Genomic DNA, 16,870 nt, shown 5'->3' with positions numbered 1-16,870 from the left:
GACCGCGTGACCACCTCACACCGTGTGATCGCCGCGCGGCTCCGCCCCGTTGGGCCGTTCGCCGTCCGACCCGCAGAACTCGGCGCTCAACTCCTTTACCAGCTGCACCAGATCGGTCGGCCGGTCCGGCCCCCACCAGTCGCCCAGCAGCTCCGACAGCGACTCCTCCCGCGCCCGCGCCAGTACCTCCGACACCTCCATCCCGTGTTCGGTGAGGACCAGTCCCAGGCCCTCGCGGCGGGCGAGGCCCCGCTCCTCGATCTGCCGGGACGCGTCGTTGACGACCTTCAGCGGTACGGGTGAGGCGTCGGCGAGGCGGGCGGGCTCGACCACGCCGTGCCGCCTGATGCGCAGCAGCATCCAACTGGCGGCCGGGAGCAGGTCGTACCCCGCCTTCGCGGTGATCGTCTCGTAGATCCGCCGGCGCCCTTCGCGGGTGCCGAGCACGGACAGCATGCGGGCGCACTCGTCGCGCGAGGAGCGTTCGACGGGGTTGCTGGCCAGGGTCTCGCTGATCTCGGGGGCGGTCACCGAGCCGCGCAGCGTGTCCTCCCTGAGGAACCAGGAGAAGGCGAAGGCGACCAGGACCACGGGCACGGCGTACAGGAAGACACTGGTGATCGACGACGAGTACGCGTCGAGCACCCCGGCGCGCATCGCGGGCGGCAGTTGGCCGACGGAGCGGGGGTCGGCGGCGAGCTCTCCGGGGCTCACGCCGGGCGGGAGCCGCTGTCCGGCGAGCGAGTCGGTGAGCTTGTTCGTGAGCAGGTTGGCGAAGATGGTGCCGAAGATGGCGACACCGAACGAGGCGCCGATGGAGCGGAAGAACGTCGCGCCGGAGGTGGCGACGCCCAGATCCTCGTAACGGACGGCGTTCTGCACGACCAGCACGAGCACCTGCATGACGAGGCCGAGACCCGCGCCGAAGACGAAGAAGTACGCGCTCATCTCCCAGGTGCCGCTGCTCACTTCGAGCCGGTGGAGCAGCAGCAGCCCGATCGCGATGATGCCCGTGCCGGCGATGGGGAAGACCTTCCAGCGGCCGGTACGGCTGACGATCTGGCCGGACGCGGTGGAGGTGATCAGCAGCCCGAGCACCATCGGCAGCATGTGCACGCCGGACATGGTGGGGGTCACGCCCTGCACGATCTGGAGGAACGTCGGCAGGTAGGTCATGGCGCCGAACATGGCGAAGCCGACGATGAAGCTGATGACGGAGACGAGCGTGAAGGTCCTGATACGGAAGAGACCAAGGGGCAGTACGGGCTCCGCGGCCCGCCGCTCGACCCGGATGAAGAGGATCAGCAGGACGACGGCGAGGACGGCGAGGCCGATGATCTGGCCCGATCCCCAGGGCCAGGTGGTGCCGCCGAGCGAGGCGACGAGGACCAGGCAGGTGGCGACGGCGGCGATGAGGAAGGTGCCGAGGTAGTCGATGGTGTGCTTGGTGGAGCGCACCGGGATGTGCAGGACGGCGGCGATGACGAACAGCGCGACGGCGCCGATGGGCAGGTTGATGTAGAAGACCCAGCGCCAGCTCAGGTGTTGGGTGAACAGTCCGCCGAGCAGCGGGCCCAGCACGCTGGTGGCGCCGAAGACGGCGCCGAACAGGCCCTGGTACTTGCCTCGTTCGCGCGGCGAGACGATGTCGCCGACGATCGCCATGGACAGCACGATGAGCCCGCCGCCGCCGAGACCCTGGAGGGCGCGGAAGCCGATGAGCTGGACCATGTTCTGGGAGATTCCGCACAGGGCCGAGCCGATGAGGAAGATGACGATCGCCGTCTGGAAGAGCTTCTTGCGGCCGTACTGGTCGCCGAGCTTGCCCCACAGCGGGGTGGCGGCGGTCGAGGCGAGCAGATACGCGGTGACGACCCAGGACAGATGGTCGAGGCCGCCGAGGTCGCTGGCGATGGTGGGCAGTGCGGTCGAGACGATGGTCTGGTCGAGCGAGGCGAGCAGCAGACCGAGCAGCAGAGCACCGATCGACACGAAGACGGTCCGGCGGCTCTGGCCCTCGCCGGGTACGGGATTCGTGGGCGGGGTGCTCACTTCCTGAGCCATCGGCATCTCCTCGGGTGTACGTCTGCCCCCATCCTTAGTGTTCTGCTCTCTTATGGCCTGTTATGTCCTGCCGAACGCGGTCTCCGTCGGGGCGGCGGGCGGCTGGACGGTGGACATGGCGCCCGGCGGCTCGGGACCGGGCTGCATAATCGCTGACAGCCCAAGGGGAGGGGACCCACGTTGACCGGACAGCACTGTCCCGAATGCGGTACGCCGCGGGACGCGTACGGCCGATCGGGCGGCGGCTGCGACTGCCCGGAGCGGGCGGCGGCAGCGGCGAACGCGGCGGCCGAGGACTTCGAGCCGCTGCGAATACGGCCGTATGTGGTGCTGGCGGAGCCGGACGGCGCCGTACCGTCCATCCCGCCGCCTCCGCCGCCGTACGACTCCATGCCGTTCGCCACGCCGCCGTCGCCGCCGCCCACGCCATCGTCGATACCGGCGCCGCCGCCGCCACCGCAGGGCGGCGACCGGTCGGAGGGGACCGACCCCGCCGAGACGATGCGGCTGTCGCTGCCGGGGCTGCGGACGACGGCGCCGCTCGGGGCCGCGGCTGATCCCGAACGGACCGGTGGGCGCAGGACGTTCGTCATGGTGGCGCTGGCGGCGGCCGCCGTGGCGGTGATCGGTACGGCGTCGTTCGCCGGGGGGCTGTTCACCGGTGACGACGGCGGTGACGAGGCGACGTCCGAGCTGAATTCGGGGCTGTCGACGGTGAGCGCGGAGCCGGACGCGTCGGCGTCCGCCTCGGCGTCGGGGCCGGCGTCTGCGTCGGCGAGCGCGTCCGCCACTGCGAGTGCGTCCGCGCCGAAGCCGGCCGCGAGCGGGCCGCCGTCGCCGTCCGCGAAGCCCGCCGCGCCGAGCACCGCCCCGACGAAGGCGCCGCGGCCGGACGGCACGGCGACGACGAAGGGGGCGGGGGCCGAGGCGGGGTTGCGGCGCGGGGACAGCGGGGCGGAGGTCGAGGAGCTTCAGCGCAGACTGTCGGAGATCTGGCTGTACAACGACGCATACGACGGTCGGTACAGCGACCGCGTGGAGGCGGCGGTCCGGATCTACCAGTCGTACAAGAGCATCGAGGGCGATCCGAGCGGGGTGTACGGCCCCAACACCCGGCGCGCGCTGGAGGCGGAGACCAGCGGGCAGGGCCGGGAGCAGGGCGGCGGCGGACCGGGTGGTGGTGGACCGGGTGGTGGACCGGGCCGGGGAGAGGACGGCCGGGACTGACGGGAGGCCGGAGGCCGGGAGGAGTGTGGGGAAGGGCCGGGGTGGCGTGACCCCTCACCGACTTTGTATAGTCGTTGAACAAAGCGGTTCCCGTCCGTATCCCTGACCGGCGGGCGGGAGCCGCTCTTGTCCGCGCCTTCCCCCGCGCTTCCCCCTGCTTGGAGTCCGCCGATGCCGGCCAACGCCCCGACCACGACGACATCCGTCCTGACCGTCCGCGCACTACTGCTCGACATGGACGGGACCCTCGTCAACTCCGACGCCGTCGTGGAACGCTGCTGGCGCCGCTGGGCGATCGAGCACGGCCTGGACCCGGAGGAGGCGTTGAAGGTCGTCCACGGCCGCCAGGGCTATCTGACGATGGCGGTGCTGCTGCCGGACCGGCCGATGGAGCTGAACCACGCGGACAACGACGTGATGCTGGCGGAGGAGACGGCGGATCTGGACGGGGTGGTCCCCATCGCGGGCGCGCCCGCGTTCATGGCGGCGATCGCGGCCCTGCCGCACGCCCTGGTCACGTCGGCCGACGAAGCCCTCGCCACGGCGCGCCTCACGGCGTCCGGCCTCCCGATCCCGTCGATCCGCGTCACGGCGGAACACGTCTCCGAGAGCAAGCCGGACCCGGAGGGCTTCCTGAAGGCAGCCGCGGAACTGGGCGTCGACCCGGCGGACTGCCTGGTCCTGGAGGACTCCGACGCGGGCATCACGGCGGCTCGCGCGGCGGGGATGCGGGTGCTGGGGGTGGGTCCGCGGGCGGTTTCCCTGTCCCCGACGGCCCACACGTCGGACCTCACGGACGTCGCGGTGACAGCACTGCCGGACGGCACGATCGAGGTCCGCGTCGGCGCCTGACTTCCCGCGCCCCCTCGCCCCCGCGCCCGGCCCCCCGCCACTGAGCTGGGGGCCACGGCCCGTTCCCGCGCCAGCCGGCGCCGCTCAGCCGTCCCCACTCAGCCGGCCCCGCCTTCGCGCCCCGCGCCGTCGGCCCCGCCGAGCCCGTACAACCGCGCCGACGCGTCCACATGCGCCAGCCGCCGCATCGCGTTGAACACCGCCTCCCCCAGTACGGTGCCGATCACCACGCTCTCCACCAGATCCTCGACCGCCACCCGCCGGCCCACGTAGCCGAGGTCGGCACGGGCGACCGCCTCGGCGGCGTCGGCGTACGTGTCGAGCAGTTCCGTGAACGCGCCGTGGCCGACTCTCGCCATGGCGGCCAGGGCCCGTGAGAGATCGTCGGCGGCCGGGTTCGACTCGTGGGTCCGCCAGCCGCGGCGCGCGATGAGCTCATCGACCGCGGCGTGCGCGGCCTCCGCCTCGGCGTCGTCATCGGCGGCTCCCGCCGGACCGAGCCGGTCCGCGGCGGCGCCGAGCACCTTGTGCAGCGGGCGGTCGGGGTCGTCCACCGCGCCGAGCACCTCCGCGATCGCGGCCACCTTGAGACCGCCCACGTCCAGCAGCGCGCGGATGAGACGCAGCCTGCGCTCGTGCGCCGCGCCGTACTGAGCCTGGTTGGGGCTGCTCAACTCGCCCTGCGGCAGCAGCCCTTCACGGACGTAGTACTTGATCGTCGGCACCGGCACACCGGTCCTGCGGCTCAACTCGCCAATACGCACGGCCTGTTCACTCTCCTGCTCACTGCCCCGCCCACTGCTCTCCGCACTGCTCCGCGCACCGCTCTGTTCGCGCGCCCACTCGCCACTCCGGCGCGGGCCGCGCCCTTGTTCAGCGCCCTTGCCATCCCCGCTTCCCATCATAGATACTCGCGCTATCGGATAGCGGACAGTGCCACTATCCATTTTCCAAGATCACGAAAACAAGGGGATTCCTGTGTCTTCATGGCGCTCTTGGCACCGGCCACTGGTGGTGTTCTCCGCGTCGATGGCGGTCCTGGCCGTCCTGTCCGGCGTAGGGCTCGTCGTGGACGACCGCGAACTCACGGGAGCGCGGATCTGGTTCAAGCCGCTCAAGTTCGCGGTGTCGTTCGCCGCGTACGGACTCTCGCTCGCCTGGATGCTGTCGCTGCTCGACCGCGGGCGGAAGGCGGGCTGGTGGGCGGGCATGGTGGTCGTCACGGCCAGCGCCGTGGAGATGGTGATCATCATCGGGCAGGTGGTGCGCGGGAAACGCAGCCACTTCAACCGCCAAACCCCTTTCGACGAGGCGCTGTTCAACGTGATGGCCATCACCGTCGTCATCCTGTGGCTCGGCACCCTGGTCATCGCCATCCTGCTGCTGCGCGCCCGGATCGCCGACCGCACGTCCGCCTGGGCGATACGGTGCGGGATCGCTCTGGCGCTCGCCGGGGCCGCCGTCGGGTTCCTGATGACCCGGCCGACGCCCGATCAGCGAAGGGACACGTCCTCGATCGTCGGCGCCCACAGCGTGGGAGTACCGGACGGCGGCCCCTCCATGCCGCTGACCGGATGGTCGACCACCGGCGGCGACCTGCGGATTCCGCACTTCTTCGGCATGCACGCGCTGCAACTGCTCCCGCTGGTCCTCATGGTGCTGCTGGTGCTCGCGTCGCGCCCCCGGTTCGGCCGCCTCACCGACGAGCGCGTACGGGCGCGCCTCGTACTGATCGCGGCGGGCGCGTACGCCGCCCTCCTCGGCCTGCTCACCTGGCAGGCGCTGCGCGGCCAGCCGCTGATCCACCCCGACGCCGCGACGCTGACGGCGGCGGGACTGATCCTGGCCGCCACGGTGGGCGGGGCGTACGTGGCCCTGCGGGCCGGGGTGGCCCCAACCACCCCTCATCGCACTCCGATTGACGACAACAGCGACGACACCAGCGGCGAAAACGGCGACGCCGACGAGAACACTGACGACACGAAGGAACTCGTGGCATGACCGGCTTCCTCTTCGAACTCGCCTTCTGGCTGGCCGCCCCGGTCTGGCTGCTCATGATCTTCGCGCCCGGCCGGCGGACGACCGCCCGCGTCGCCGCGTCGCCACTGACCGTCGTCCCCATCCTGCTCGTCCATCTGGCGATGGCGCTCCCCGTCCTCCCCGAACTCTGGGCCGCGGTCAGCAGCCCCGACATCGACGGATTCCGCGAACTGCTCGTCCTCGCCGACGGTGCCGGTGCGATCTGGGCCCAGATCATCGCCTGGGACCTGCTGATCGGCCAGTGGATGTACCGGGAAGCGCGACGGATCGGCGTACATCCGCTGATCATGGGGCCGCTCCTGGTCCTCACCATCCTTCTGTCGCCGTTCGGGCTGCTCCTCTTCCTCCTGCTGCGCGCGGCGAAGTCGGGCGCCTCCCGGCCGAGCGAGGACCGGGCGGCGCACCCCGGGACCGGGTAACAGGTGCGGGAGGCGTGCTATACAAAGCCGGTGCCCAAGCGAGAAGCCGAAGTGGTTCGCCGCGAAATGCTCCAACGCCCGGTGGACCAGAGCCGATACCGGGGCGTGGTCCGGTCGGACAAGACCGTGCGGTGGGCGGTGGACGAGCTGCGGAAGGTCGAGCAGTTACGGGGGCGGCCCTCGGACTCATGGCCCACCACGACCGCGTTGCCCGGGTCGCTGGACCAACTCGCCGATGTGCTGACGGAGTTGGGGTGGGACGACCTCGCCTCACTGGCGCGCCGTGAAGAACTCGCGGCGTATCGGGGGCTGGCTGCCGACCGGCCGGGCGCCTTCTCCGGAGAAATCGCCGCTGCGCTGTCGGCGCTGCGCGGCAACCTCATGACGATCGAGCGCTACGAGGAGGCGCTCGAAGTCGTCGATGAGCAGCTGCGGCTGTCGGGTACCGGCCGAACCGACCAAGGAAGGGACAGCGAGGCCCCGTACTGGCGGACGGAGATCCTTGCCAGGCTCGGCCGCCATGGGGCGGCGGTGGAGGCCGCGGCCATGGCGGTGGACGAGATCCGAGGGCGGCTCAAGCGCCCCGGTGACGTTTCGGTGGACCTCGGCCACGCGCTGGCGGCCTACGCGGATCAACTCGACGCCGTCGGCCGTGTTTCCGAGGCAGCGGATGTGACCGCCGAGGTCGTGGCGTACTGGCGGGAGCATTCGGACTCCACGGCCCAGTTCCTCTTCGCGGTGGACCGGCTCGGCGAACGACTGGTTCGAAGCGGGCGGACCGAGGAAGCGGGCGCGTGTATCACCGAGGCGATACGGAAGGTCCGGCGCCGTAAGCCTCAGCACGAACTGGCAAGAATCTGGCACGACTTCAGCGTCCGTCTGCTCTCGCTGGATCTGCCGACGAATGCCCTGGAGCCCGGCATGAAGGCGGTGAAGCTCCACCGTGAACTCGCCTACTGGGCACGGGAGCATCACCGGAAGGTGGAGACCGCGGACGACTGGGACGACGACCATCGCTACACCTGGGCGTATCTGCTCCAGCGGCGACGCGAAGAGCTGAAATCGTCGCACGACGACGTCCGCCGGGCCGAGCGGAACCTGCGTGAAGGGTTGCTCACCCTGAGCGCCTGCCTGCGCCGGCTCGACCGCCTTGACGAGGCCACGGCCGCGGAGGCGGAGGCCGCCGCGGTCGCCGAGTCCCTGGCACGTTCGTCGGACTACGTTCCGCCGGACCCGGACTGGGCCTGACAGGTCAATGCCGGCGGTTCCGGCAACGGGCGACGTCCCGATGCGTTCGGCCCCGGGCGACGTCCCGATGCATCCGCCCCCGCGCCACCAGCTCCAGCACCACGCTCACCGCCACCGCCTGCACCGCCATGAGCGCCACCAGTACGAACAGTTGGACCGCCCCCGCGAGTACCGGTGACGCGCCTCCCAGCAGCATGCCGACGAACGCGCCCGGCAGCGTGACGAGGCCCACCGTGCGCGTCTGGTCGAGCCCCGGCAGCAGCGCGTCGGCCGCGGCGGGGCGGGCCACCTCCAGGCGGGCGTCCCGTTCGGCCAGGCCGATCGCGAACCCGGCCTCCACCTCGCCCCGGCGAGCGCCGAGTTCGTCCAGCGCGCGCCGCCCGCCGAGCACCGTCGCCGTGAGCGCACCGCCGATGAGGATGCCGGTGACGGGGATGAGGGCGATGCCCTTGACCGGTACGAGTCCGGTGAGCAGCAGCGCAGCGACCACCGGCGCCACTCCCGCCCCGATGGGCACCGCGGCCCACCACCACGTCCCGTTGGCCGTGACGCGGCGCCCGGCGGTGCGTACCGCCACCGCGTACATGAGCGCGACGAAGGCCAGCAGCGCCGGTACGGACCCGACGACCCACCCGATCACCAGGGCGACCACGCCGAGTTGAACCGCCGCCCGCACCCCCGCCGTCGCGATCTCGCGCGCCCGCCCGAGATGCGCGAGCGCCGCGGTGCCGGCCGCGGCGACGAGCAGAACGGCCAGGACGACCCCGAATGTGACATCGACCTTCAGCAGCATGTGCCCACCCCAACCCTGATCCGCAGCGGACATATTCCCGGTATGTCAGATAACACCCATACGCGGGACGTTGACACCTCCCCGGCCCGGTACGAGTAATCCCCAAACTCTTGATGTGACGTGCCCATGTCGTCACCCTGTTACCTGGCGCCCACCTCGCGGCAATGCGGCGCCACCACCATGGGCGCTCGGGCCCCGACCCCACAACGGTTTCCGAACGGCTCACTTCCCCCCACGACAAGGGAGTTCGCATGTCAGGTATCTACGCGCGTCAAGCCCGTCCCGCCCGCCGAATAGCCGTCATCGCCGCGACCGCCGCCCTGGTGTCGGCCACCGCGCTGCTCGGCGCCCCCACCGCCCAGGCCGCACCGCCCACACCCGTCAGCGCCGCCACCGCCCGCACCTACCTCAGCCAGCTCACCGTGTCCGCTGAGGGCTCCACCAGCGGCTACAGCCGCGACCTGTTCCCGCACTGGATCACCCAGTCGGGAGCCTGCGACACCCGCGAGACGGTACTCAAGCGCGACGGCAAGAACGTCGTGCAGAACTCCAGCTGCCAGGCCACCAGCGGCAGTTGGTACTCCGAGTACGACGGCGCCACCTGGACCGCCGCGAGCGACGTCGACATCGACCACATGGTGCCGCTCGCCGAGGCGTGGACCTCCGGCGCGAGCGGCTGGTCCACCGCCCAGCGCCAGACCTTCGCCAACGACCTCACCCGCCCGCAGCTGATCGCGGTCACGGACAACGTGAACCAGTCCAAGAGCGACCGTGACCCGGCGGAGTGGATGCCGCCGAGCGCCTCGTACCACTGCGTGTACGCCCGGATGTGGGTCGACGTGAAGCACCACTACGACCTGCGTGTCGACTCGGCGGAGAAGAGCAAGCTCCAGAGCGTCCTGAACGGCTGCTGAACAGCTGCTGGGCGGCTGCTGAGCGGCTGCTGAGCGAGAACGGCCACTCACGACATCACAGGCCGGAACCTGGTCCGTCCCCTCCGTCGTTCCGTACCGTACGGGGCGACGGAGGAGGCACCATGACCGGGCTGCGCCTGGGACCACTGCTGCGCTATGTCGACGGGGAGTCCGCCGGCACGGCCACGATCTGGGTCGAGACGGACCGGCCGTGCACGGCCGAGGTCCGCTGCGAGGGCGGCGCGTACGGCTCGTCGCGTACGTTCCTGATCGCCGGGCACCACTACGCCCTGATCCCGGTGACCGGGCTGACCCCCGGCACGGCGGTCGCGTACGAGGTGCTGCTCGACGAGCTGCGCGTCTGGCCGCCCGAGAACTCGCCGTTCCCGCCGAGCGTGATCCGTACACCGGCCGCGCCCTCCCCGGCAGCGGGGGCGGGGGCGGGGTCGGAGAACGCCACCCCCGCCGAGGTGACCCCCGCGCCCGAACTCCGCGTCTCCTTCGGCTCCTGCCGCTGGGCCTCCGGACCGGTCGGCGAGCCCGACCCGGTCGGACCCGACGCCCTCCAGACCCTCGCCGCGACCCTCGCGGCCGACCCCGGAGCCGTACGCCCGGACGTCCTGCTCCTGCTCGGTGATCAGGTGTACGCCGACGAGACGTCGCCCGCCACCCGCCGCCGGCTGGCCGAGCGCCGCGATCTGGCCGAGCCGCCGGGCGCGGAGGTCGCCGACTACGAGGAGTACACCCTCCTGTACGACGAGTCGTGGAGCGATCCGCGGGTCCGCTGGCTGCTCTCCACCGTCCCGAGCTGCATGATCTTCGACGACCACGACGTGATCGACGACTGGAACACCAGCGCGTCCTGGGTGGCCGGGATGCGCACCGAGCCGTGGTGGCGCGAGCGCATTCTGAGCGGCCTGATGTCGTACTGGGTGTATCAGCACCTCGGCAATCTCTCCCCCGCCGAGCTGGCGGCGGACCAGCTGTACGCCGCCGTACGGGCGGAGCCGGACGGCACCGGCCGGCTCCGGGAGTTCGCCGCCGAGGCCGACGCCGACCCGGCACGGGTGCGCTGGAGCTACCGCCGCGACTTCGGCCGGACGCGACTGCTGATGGTCGACTCACGGGCGGCCCGCGTCCTGGAGGAGGGACACCGGGACATGCTGGACCCGGAGGAGGCGGGGTGGGTGCGCGACCAGGCGCTGACCGATCCGGGCGACCGTGACCACCTCCTGATCGGCACCTCCCTGCCCTGGCTGCTGCCGCCGCTGGTGCATGACGCGGAGAGCTGGAACGCCGCGCTGGCCCGGGGCGAGCGCGGGAAGCGGTGGGCGCGCTTCGGCGAGAAGCTGCGCCGGGCGGCGGACCTGGAGCACTGGGCGGCGTTCCCGACGTCGTTCGAGAAGCTGGCACGGCTGATCGCGGAGGTGGGCGACGGGCCGGACGCACCGGCGACGGTCTGTGTGCTGTCGGGCGATGTGCACCACGCGTACGTCGCCGAGCCGGCCTGGCGTAAGGGGCGGCAGCCGCGCTCCCGGGTCGTCCAGCTGACCTGCTCCCCCGTGCACAACTCCATCCCGCTCACGATCCGCCTCGGTTTCCGGTTCGGCTGGAGCCGGGTGGGGCGGCGGCTGGGGCGCGCCTTCGCCCGGCACGGCCGGGTGGCCGCACCGTCCGTCACGTGGGGGAAGACCGGCGGCCCGTGGTTCGGGAATCAGCTGATGACGCTGACGCTGCGGGGCCGGGCGGCGCGGCTGAGTCTGGTTCAGGCGCGAGCGCGGGACAGCGGGCCGGAGTCGGGGGCGCGGCTCATGACGGTCGACGAGCGGGAACTGACCTCGGAGTGACCTCCGCGCCGCCATCTCGCCCTGATTGACGGCGTTTTGGTGGCTCCCGTCCCACCATGCCTGGTTCCTCCGTACCGTCCACTGGTCTGCCCATGCCCCACCCAAGGGGACCTCCGCCCCAGTCGCGACATCACCAACGAAAGAAGCAGGTCAGGCGGCACGGACCGAATTCGCTCCGGAGAACGGGGGCGGGGCCGAGAAACACCCGTCGACTGGATGTTGAACTTGCAAGCATTCTTCAGGGCTGCCTACCGTGAAGGTCTCGTCGGTTACGTCCCGAACCGAAGGAGTCCCACCCCCCATGTCAACACGTCTCAACCACGCGCAGCCGTACGCCCTCGGACTCTTCCGCATGGTGATCGGACTGCTCTTCGCCTGCCACGGCGCCGCGACACTCTTCGGCGTCCTCGGTAAGGACACCGCCCAGGCCGGCACCTGGCCCGGCTGGTACGCGGCCGTCATCCAGCTCGTCGGAGGCAGCCTGGTCCTCCTCGGCCTGGGAACCCGGATCGCCGCGTTCGTGGCCTCGGGGTCCATGGCGTACGCGTACTTCAACGTCCACCAGCCCGACGGGCTGTTCCCCCTGCAGAACGGCGGCGAAGCCTCGGCGATCTTCTGCTGGGCCTTCCTGCTGATCGTCTTCAACGGCCCCGGCGCGCTCTCGCTGGACCGGCTCATCGGCGCACGCGGCACACGTGAGCCGGAGCGCCGGGAGCAGCCGACGGCGGTAACGGCCTGACCGACCGTCAGACGGTTCGGAAAGGCGGCGCACACACGGCGCCCGGATCCCGTTTCGACGGGGTCCGGGCGCCCGCGCGTGAGGGAGACTCGGCCGGACACCCACATTCGGCCATTCCTCGATCCCGGTAATCGAACAAACAGGAGGTGGACAACACCCGCCCCGTGGGAAGGTGGTCCACCACACGGGCGTACGCTGTATGGCTGGCAGCCACCCCCATTCGCCTCGCGCGAGGGCGGGCGGCGGGCAGGGGGATACGAGGCCGGGGGATTTCGGCTTCGTCACGGAAACGGGGAATGTAAAAGTGCTGGAGAGTCTGGGCGCGCTGACCGGCAGCCCATGGATCTACGCCGTCGTGGCGCTCTCCGTGCTTCTGGACGTGTTCCTGCCCGTGCTGCCCAGCGGTGTGCTGGTGATCACGGCCGCCACGGCGGCGGCAGCGGGGACCTCGGCGGTCGCCGACGCGGCCGGCAAGGTGTCGCACGTGGCCCATGTGCCGCAGGAAGTGCCGTCGTTGCTCGTGCTGATGGTGTGCGCGGCCGTCGCCTCCGTGATCGGCGACTTCGTCGCGTACCGCCTCGCCTGGCGCGGCGGGGACCGGCTGGCCCGCGCGATCGCGCGCTCACGCAGACTGACCACCGCGCAGGAACGCCTCGGCGCGTCCCTCACCGGCGGCGGGATCCTCGTCGTGATCGCGCGCTTCGCACCGGCGGGCCGCTCGGTGGTCTCGCTCAGCGCGGGCGCCGCGCACCGCAAGATGAAGGAGTTCCTGCCCTGGTCCGCGCTGGCGGCCGTGGCATGGACGGGATACAGCGTGGGCCTCGGCTACTTCGGCGGCCAGTGGCTGGGCGCGAGCTGGTCCGGCGCGGCGGTGTCCGTGCTGGCGCTGTTCGTGGCGGGGACGGTGGCCGCGTACGTCGTACGCCGCCCGACGCGCGGACGCGCCGCAGCGCGGGAGCAGGCACCGGCCCCGACGACGGCGCCCTCGCCGGCCGTCTGAGGCGGATCGGCGCCGCCCGGTGCTCGTCAGGTACGGGCCGCGCCTCGTACCTCGATGCCGTCGAGCAGCCGCATCGTCGAGGCGGCGATCTCCTCGACGGCCCGGTCAAACACCTCACGATTGTGGGCCGCGGGCGCGCGGAAGCCGGAGACCTTGCGTACGTACTGGAGGGCGGCGGCCCTGATCTCCTCCTCGGTGGCCTCTTCGGGGATGACGGGCGGACGGAGAGTCTTAATGCTGCGGCACATACGTCAAGTGTCACCGATCACGGCCCATCGGGGCCACTTGGTCCATCTCTCATACACCGTGACCGTCGAATCGGTTCCACGCCGCTGGTTCGAGCAGGCGGTCGTCACGCCGTACGCGTGCGGGAGTGGGACCGGCATGTGGCGCTGCGCGCCGTCCAGAGCGTCACCGACGACGCGGTGACGGCGGAGATCGAGGCGGCACTGCGGAACGACCACCACCCACGGGCGGCCACACCGCGCGGCTCGACCACCGTCCCGGCCGGATGTCCGTACGGGCGACGCCTCGCCAACTGCCCCACGGGCGCTGGGAGACAAGGGCCTCGCTGACGGCCAACGGCCGTTCCGCGCTGCGCATCGCCGCCCGCCCCCTCCGCCGGAACTTCGCCGGCGCGCTGGACACGATGGCCACGCGCCGGAACGACGTGGTCCCCGGCCTGGTGGCGCGGAACATGCCCCGGCTGCGCGAACGGCTGGCCGCGGCGGTGCTGGAGACACCACCGCCCCGTCCGGCACCGGAGGACGCACGTGGCCCACAAGACGGGTCCTAAGGCATGTTGCGAAAGTCCCGCCTGGCCGACGACGCCTGCCACGCGCACTCGCCGCGTTGTCGGAATCATCCGAGTACGGCCCAGTACGAGAACGATCCTCCGCCTTGCGATCGCACGCACCAGACGCCGTCGGCCCCGCCCTTCGGGCGGACGGCGCCACTTTCGCAACACGCCCTAGGGACGCACCGCGACGCCCCAGCCCGGGTTGTACGTGTCCGGCACCCGGCGGTGCGGCCAGTCCCGTGCCCAGCGCGGCGGGTCGGCGCGGCGCAGGATCACCGCCGTGGCGGGTGCCGGGTCGTCCATGGCCGCCGACGCGCAGCCCATGGTGTACGCGACGGGGATCGCCAAGCTGTTCCCCTTGATCAGGCACGGCGGCCGCACCCCCTCCTCGCGCAGTACGGCGCTGATCCGCAGCCAGTCACCACGCGCCCGTTCCTGGACGCCCACATGTGTCCGTACCTGCGTGAGCTGTACGGCTCCGTGCCCCAGCAGCACGACGACGAGCGCGACCGCGACCGGTCGCGAGCCGCGCGCCCGGTCCGCGACGGCGAGCAGGCCGAGAGCGGCGGGCAGCACCAGCAGCGCGTAGCCGGGCAGCAGGAAGCGGGGCGCCGCGTAGGGGACGAGGAAGAGGTACGGCAGCGAGGCGGACGCCGCGACGGCCACCGCGAGCCACATCGGCGCGGTCGCGTGCCCGGCGCGACGCGGGGTCCACAGCCCGAGCACGACCAGCAGCGGGAGCAGCAGCCACCATTCGACGACCCCGGAGGCGACGGTGTCGCCCGTACACGGCCGGCAGAGCAACGGGCCGTCCAGGGCGGTGAGATGGGCCTTCAGCGAGAGGACGGGCCGCATACCGCCCTGGGTGTCGCTCGCCTCGGCGAGCCGCCGCGAGACACCGCCGAACCGCAGCCACGCCTCCACGACCCACGGCAGCGCCCCCGCCGCGACGCCCGCCACCACGGCCATGAGCCGCCCCCGGCCGCGCCACGCGGGCACCAGCAGCGCGGCGACGGCCAGCGGAAGGGCCACGGCCGCACCGTCGTTGGGCCGCATCAGCGTGACGACGGCCAGCCCGGCGACGATCCCGGCGTACGCGCCACGACCGGGGTCCCGGCGCAGAAGACAGCCAGTTGCGGCAGCGGCGCCCATCGCCGTGTAGTGGTTGGGCATCGCGGAGTTGGCGTAGAACAGGGCGAACCACAGGCTCCCGTACAACCCCGCGGCCACCCACACACCCGCCGGCCGCCGCAGCACCCCCAGCCACGGCCGAAACCCCAGATAGAGCGCGCCACCCGCGAGCGCCGCCATCCACAGCCGCAGCAGCACGACCGAGTCGCTCCACGACGCGACGGGCACGAGCAGCAGCGGCACCCCGCGCGTACGCGGCGCGCTGAACGGCACGGCGGGTCCGTACGGACCGAACCGGCTGGCATAGACGATCTCGTCCCACCCGAGCGGCAACCCGAACGGAACGAGCACCCCGGCGACGACCACAAACCCCAGACACACCCAGGCAAGCCCCCACCGCGCCCGGCCCGCTCCCCGACCAGCCCCATCGCCGGCCCGCGGAACGGCAAGGCTGACGGACGGCATGACGTCGCTCTGCACGCGTGGCACTCCCCCGTGTCGTACAACGACGCACCGCGCCGCCACTGTCCCGCCGTGTTTCGGGCGGTGGTCAACCACCCCCTGCGGAACACCCCGCACAACACGACACTTCAGCCCAACTCAATCCAATTCCCGGCCATCCCATGGACTTTCCGTGGAATCGCTCATGGAAAACGGCCTCCCGTCCCTGACTGGACAGGAGGCCGGAACAGGTCTCACCTGTGGCTACTTCGGTGGGCGCGGACGGTTTCGAACCGCCGACATTTGCTTTGTAAGAGCAACGCTCTACCCCTGAGCTACGCACCCGTGGACGAGGCAACAGCGTACATGGCACACGGCCCCCGCTCACAAACGCCTTCGCGGGCGGGGGGATACCCCCACCACGGAGACGGTGGCCGACCGGATCGTTCGGTGGCGCCGGGATTCATAGGGTGATGGCACATCCGCAGGACCACCTTGGGGGACCGATCACCATGGAATCGCACCGCACACGTCACACACGTCGCACCCGCCGCGCCCGTACGCTCGTCGCCGCCGGCGGGGCCGCGCTCGCCGTGGTCGCCGTCAGTGGGTGCGGGAGCGCCGACGCCGACGAGGCGCCGACCGAGAAGCGGTCGTTCGCCTTCAGTGGGAAGACGCTGACCATCGCGTCGGCGAACTCCTCGATCGAGCTGGTGCCGGCCGATGTGAAGGACATCGAGGTGACCCGTCAGGTCGACGGCTGGGTGTTTGTCGGCTCCGGACCCGACCCCGTCTGGAAGCTGGCGGATGACACCCTCACCCTCAAGGTGACATGCAAGGCACTGGTGAACAACTGCGAGTCCCGGCACAAGGTGAAGGTGCCGCGCGGGACGGCCGTGAAGGTACTCAACGACAACGGCACGGTGCGCGCCGACGGGTTCGACACCGCACTGAACCTCCGCTCCGACAACGGCGCCGTCGACGTACGCGACTCCAGCGGCCCGCTCGACCTGTTCAGCGACAACGGCAAGGTGACGACCGAGGGCGTGTCCTCCAAGTCGGTCCACGCCCGGTCGGACAACGGAGCGGTGCGGCTGAACCTCACCTCCGTACCAGACAAGGTGGACACCTTCAGCGACAACGGGTCCGTCACGATCGACCTGCCGAAGTCCGACACCGCTTACGCGGTGACCGCCGAGAGCGACAACGGGAGCGTCGACGTGGACGTGCCCAAGGACGACGGCAGCGCCCACGTGGTGAAGGCCCGCAGCGACAACGGCAAAGTCACAGTCCGAAGCGCGAACTAACCGACCCGTGTGTTCGTCCCTTCCAGGTGGGAGACTGTTACTGGGCAGG

16 protein-coding genes and 1 tRNA gene are annotated in these 16,870 nt (G+C 71.3%); 11 read left to right on the top strand and 6 right to left on the bottom strand.

All coding sequences use genetic code 11. The features are described 5' to 3' along the window. Positions 1-15: 15 nt before the first annotated feature. Entirely contained in the window at positions 16-2,064 is a 2,049-nt protein-coding gene (locus tag OG700_RS28670; RefSeq protein WP_405618499.1) for an MDR family MFS transporter, read from the bottom strand. 180 nt (positions 2,065-2,244) lie between these two features. Here OG700_RS28670 and OG700_RS28665 point away from each other — a divergent pair, with 180 nt between their 5' ends. Both OG700_RS28665 and OG700_RS28660 read left to right on the top strand, forming a co-directional pair. Beyond that, positions 2,245-3,291: a peptidoglycan-binding protein gene (locus OG700_RS28665; RefSeq protein WP_405618497.1), complete on the top strand. Its 1,047-nt coding sequence runs from the start codon at positions 2,245-2,247 to the stop codon at positions 3,289-3,291. A gap of 171 nt (positions 3,292-3,462) precedes the next feature. After that, complete coding sequence (locus OG700_RS28660) at positions 3,463-4,143, top strand: HAD-IA family hydrolase (RefSeq protein WP_405618495.1); 681 nt, start codon at positions 3,463-3,465, stop codon at positions 4,141-4,143. A 98-nt stretch (positions 4,144-4,241) separates the two neighbouring features. On the opposite strand, the gene OG700_RS28655 is transcribed toward OG700_RS28660, so the two are convergent. Continuing rightward, a complete protein-coding gene (locus OG700_RS28655; RefSeq protein WP_405618493.1) occupies positions 4,242-4,907 on the bottom strand; it encodes a MerR family transcriptional regulator in 666 nt (221 codons plus the stop codon). Positions 4,908-5,172: 265 nt separating this feature from the next. Here OG700_RS28655 and OG700_RS28650 point away from each other — a divergent pair, with 265 nt between their 5' ends. From OG700_RS28650 to OG700_RS28640, 3 genes are read left to right on the top strand one after another with little or no spacing between them, the layout of a single operon-like run. Beyond that, positions 5,173-6,144, top strand: coding sequence for a hypothetical protein (locus OG700_RS28650; RefSeq protein ID WP_405622042.1), 972 nt, complete (start codon positions 5,173-5,175; stop codon positions 6,142-6,144). Further along, on the top strand, positions 6,141-6,602 hold the full coding sequence (locus OG700_RS28645; protein WP_405618490.1) for an ABA4-like family protein: 462 nt from the start codon (positions 6,141-6,143) through the stop codon (positions 6,600-6,602). Before OG700_RS28650 ends, OG700_RS28645 begins: the two co-directional genes overlap by 4 nt. Before the next feature lie 30 nt (positions 6,603-6,632). Next, positions 6,633-7,850, top strand: coding sequence for a hypothetical protein (locus tag OG700_RS28640; protein ID WP_405618488.1), 1,218 nt, complete (start codon positions 6,633-6,635; stop codon positions 7,848-7,850). 4 nt (positions 7,851-7,854) lie between these two features. Here the strand turns inward: OG700_RS28640 and OG700_RS28635 are convergent, their stop codons facing one another. Next, complete coding sequence (locus tag OG700_RS28635; RefSeq protein ID WP_405618486.1) at positions 7,855-8,643, bottom strand: ABC transporter permease; 789 nt, start codon at positions 8,641-8,643, stop codon at positions 7,855-7,857. A gap of 251 nt (positions 8,644-8,894) precedes the next feature. Here OG700_RS28635 and OG700_RS28630 point away from each other — a divergent pair, with 251 nt between their 5' ends. From OG700_RS28630 to OG700_RS28615, 4 genes are all read left to right on the top strand, one after another. Then, a complete protein-coding gene (locus OG700_RS28630; protein ID WP_405618484.1) occupies positions 8,895-9,557 on the top strand; it encodes an HNH endonuclease family protein in 663 nt (220 codons plus the stop codon). Between the two features lie 122 nt (positions 9,558-9,679). After that, entirely contained in the window at positions 9,680-11,404 is a 1,725-nt protein-coding gene (locus OG700_RS28625) for an alkaline phosphatase D family protein (RefSeq protein WP_405618482.1), read from the top strand. A 301-nt stretch (positions 11,405-11,705) separates the two neighbouring features. After that, entirely contained in the window at positions 11,706-12,143 is a 438-nt protein-coding gene (locus tag OG700_RS28620; protein ID WP_405618480.1) for a DoxX family protein, read from the top strand. Positions 12,144-12,447: 304 nt separating this feature from the next. Then, positions 12,448-13,143 carry a DedA family protein gene (locus OG700_RS28615; protein WP_405618478.1) on the top strand — a complete coding sequence of 232 codons (696 nt, stop codon included), beginning with the start codon at positions 12,448-12,450 and terminating at the stop codon, positions 13,141-13,143. A gap of 26 nt (positions 13,144-13,169) precedes the next feature. On the opposite strand, the gene OG700_RS28610 is transcribed toward OG700_RS28615, so the two are convergent. Continuing rightward, a complete protein-coding gene (locus OG700_RS28610) occupies positions 13,170-13,391 on the bottom strand; it encodes a DUF2277 domain-containing protein (protein ID WP_359809421.1) in 222 nt (73 codons plus the stop codon). Positions 13,392-13,654: 263 nt separating this feature from the next. Here OG700_RS28610 and OG700_RS28605 point away from each other — a divergent pair, with 263 nt between their 5' ends. After that, positions 13,655-13,939 (top strand): hypothetical protein, encoded by a 285-nt coding sequence (locus OG700_RS28605; protein ID WP_405618476.1) that lies wholly within the window; start codon positions 13,655-13,657, stop codon positions 13,937-13,939. 174 nt (positions 13,940-14,113) lie between these two features. On the opposite strand, the gene OG700_RS28600 is transcribed toward OG700_RS28605, so the two are convergent. Then, entirely contained in the window at positions 14,114-15,553 is a 1,440-nt protein-coding gene (locus OG700_RS28600; protein ID WP_405618473.1) for a hypothetical protein, read from the bottom strand. A gap of 234 nt (positions 15,554-15,787) precedes the next feature. After that, positions 15,788-15,859, bottom strand: a tRNA-Val gene (locus tag OG700_RS28595). 167 nt (positions 15,860-16,026) lie between these two features. On the opposite strand from OG700_RS28595, the gene OG700_RS28590 reads away from it, so the two are divergent. After that, positions 16,027-16,821 (top strand): DUF4097 family beta strand repeat-containing protein, encoded by a 795-nt coding sequence (locus tag OG700_RS28590; protein WP_405618471.1) that lies wholly within the window; start codon positions 16,027-16,029, stop codon positions 16,819-16,821. Positions 16,822-16,870 lie beyond the last annotated feature (49 nt).

Source organism: Streptomyces sp. NBC_01508, from assembly GCF_045040315.1.
Classification (GTDB): domain Bacteria; phylum Actinomycetota; class Actinomycetes; order Streptomycetales; family Streptomycetaceae; genus Streptomyces.
This window is presented reverse-complemented; position numbering and strand designations above follow the sequence as displayed.

Coding starts and splice junctions, on each gene's coding strand:
- OG700_RS28645 (WP_405618490.1), top strand. CDS start 6,141: ATGACCGGCTTCCTCTTCGAACTCGCCTTCTGGCTGGCCGCCCCGGTC.
- OG700_RS28670 (WP_405618499.1), bottom strand. CDS start 2,064: ATGGCTCAGGAAGTGAGCACCCCGCCCACGAATCCCGTACCCGGCGAG.
- OG700_RS28610 (WP_359809421.1), bottom strand. CDS start 13,391: ATGTGCCGCAGCATTAAGACTCTCCGTCCGCCCGTCATCCCCGAAGAG.
- OG700_RS28620 (WP_405618480.1), top strand. CDS start 11,706: ATGTCAACACGTCTCAACCACGCGCAGCCGTACGCCCTCGGACTCTTC.
- OG700_RS28660 (WP_405618495.1), top strand. CDS start 3,463: ATGCCGGCCAACGCCCCGACCACGACGACATCCGTCCTGACCGTCCGC.
- OG700_RS28635 (WP_405618486.1), bottom strand. CDS start 8,643: ATGCTGCTGAAGGTCGATGTCACATTCGGGGTCGTCCTGGCCGTTCTG.
- OG700_RS28630 (WP_405618484.1), top strand. CDS start 8,895: ATGTCAGGTATCTACGCGCGTCAAGCCCGTCCCGCCCGCCGAATAGCC.
- OG700_RS28590 (WP_405618471.1), top strand. CDS start 16,027: ATGGAATCGCACCGCACACGTCACACACGTCGCACCCGCCGCGCCCGT.
- OG700_RS28650 (WP_405622042.1), top strand. CDS start 5,173: ATGGCGGTCCTGGCCGTCCTGTCCGGCGTAGGGCTCGTCGTGGACGAC.
- OG700_RS28605 (WP_405618476.1), top strand. CDS start 13,655: ATGTCCGTACGGGCGACGCCTCGCCAACTGCCCCACGGGCGCTGGGAG.
- OG700_RS28625 (WP_405618482.1), top strand. CDS start 9,680: ATGACCGGGCTGCGCCTGGGACCACTGCTGCGCTATGTCGACGGGGAG.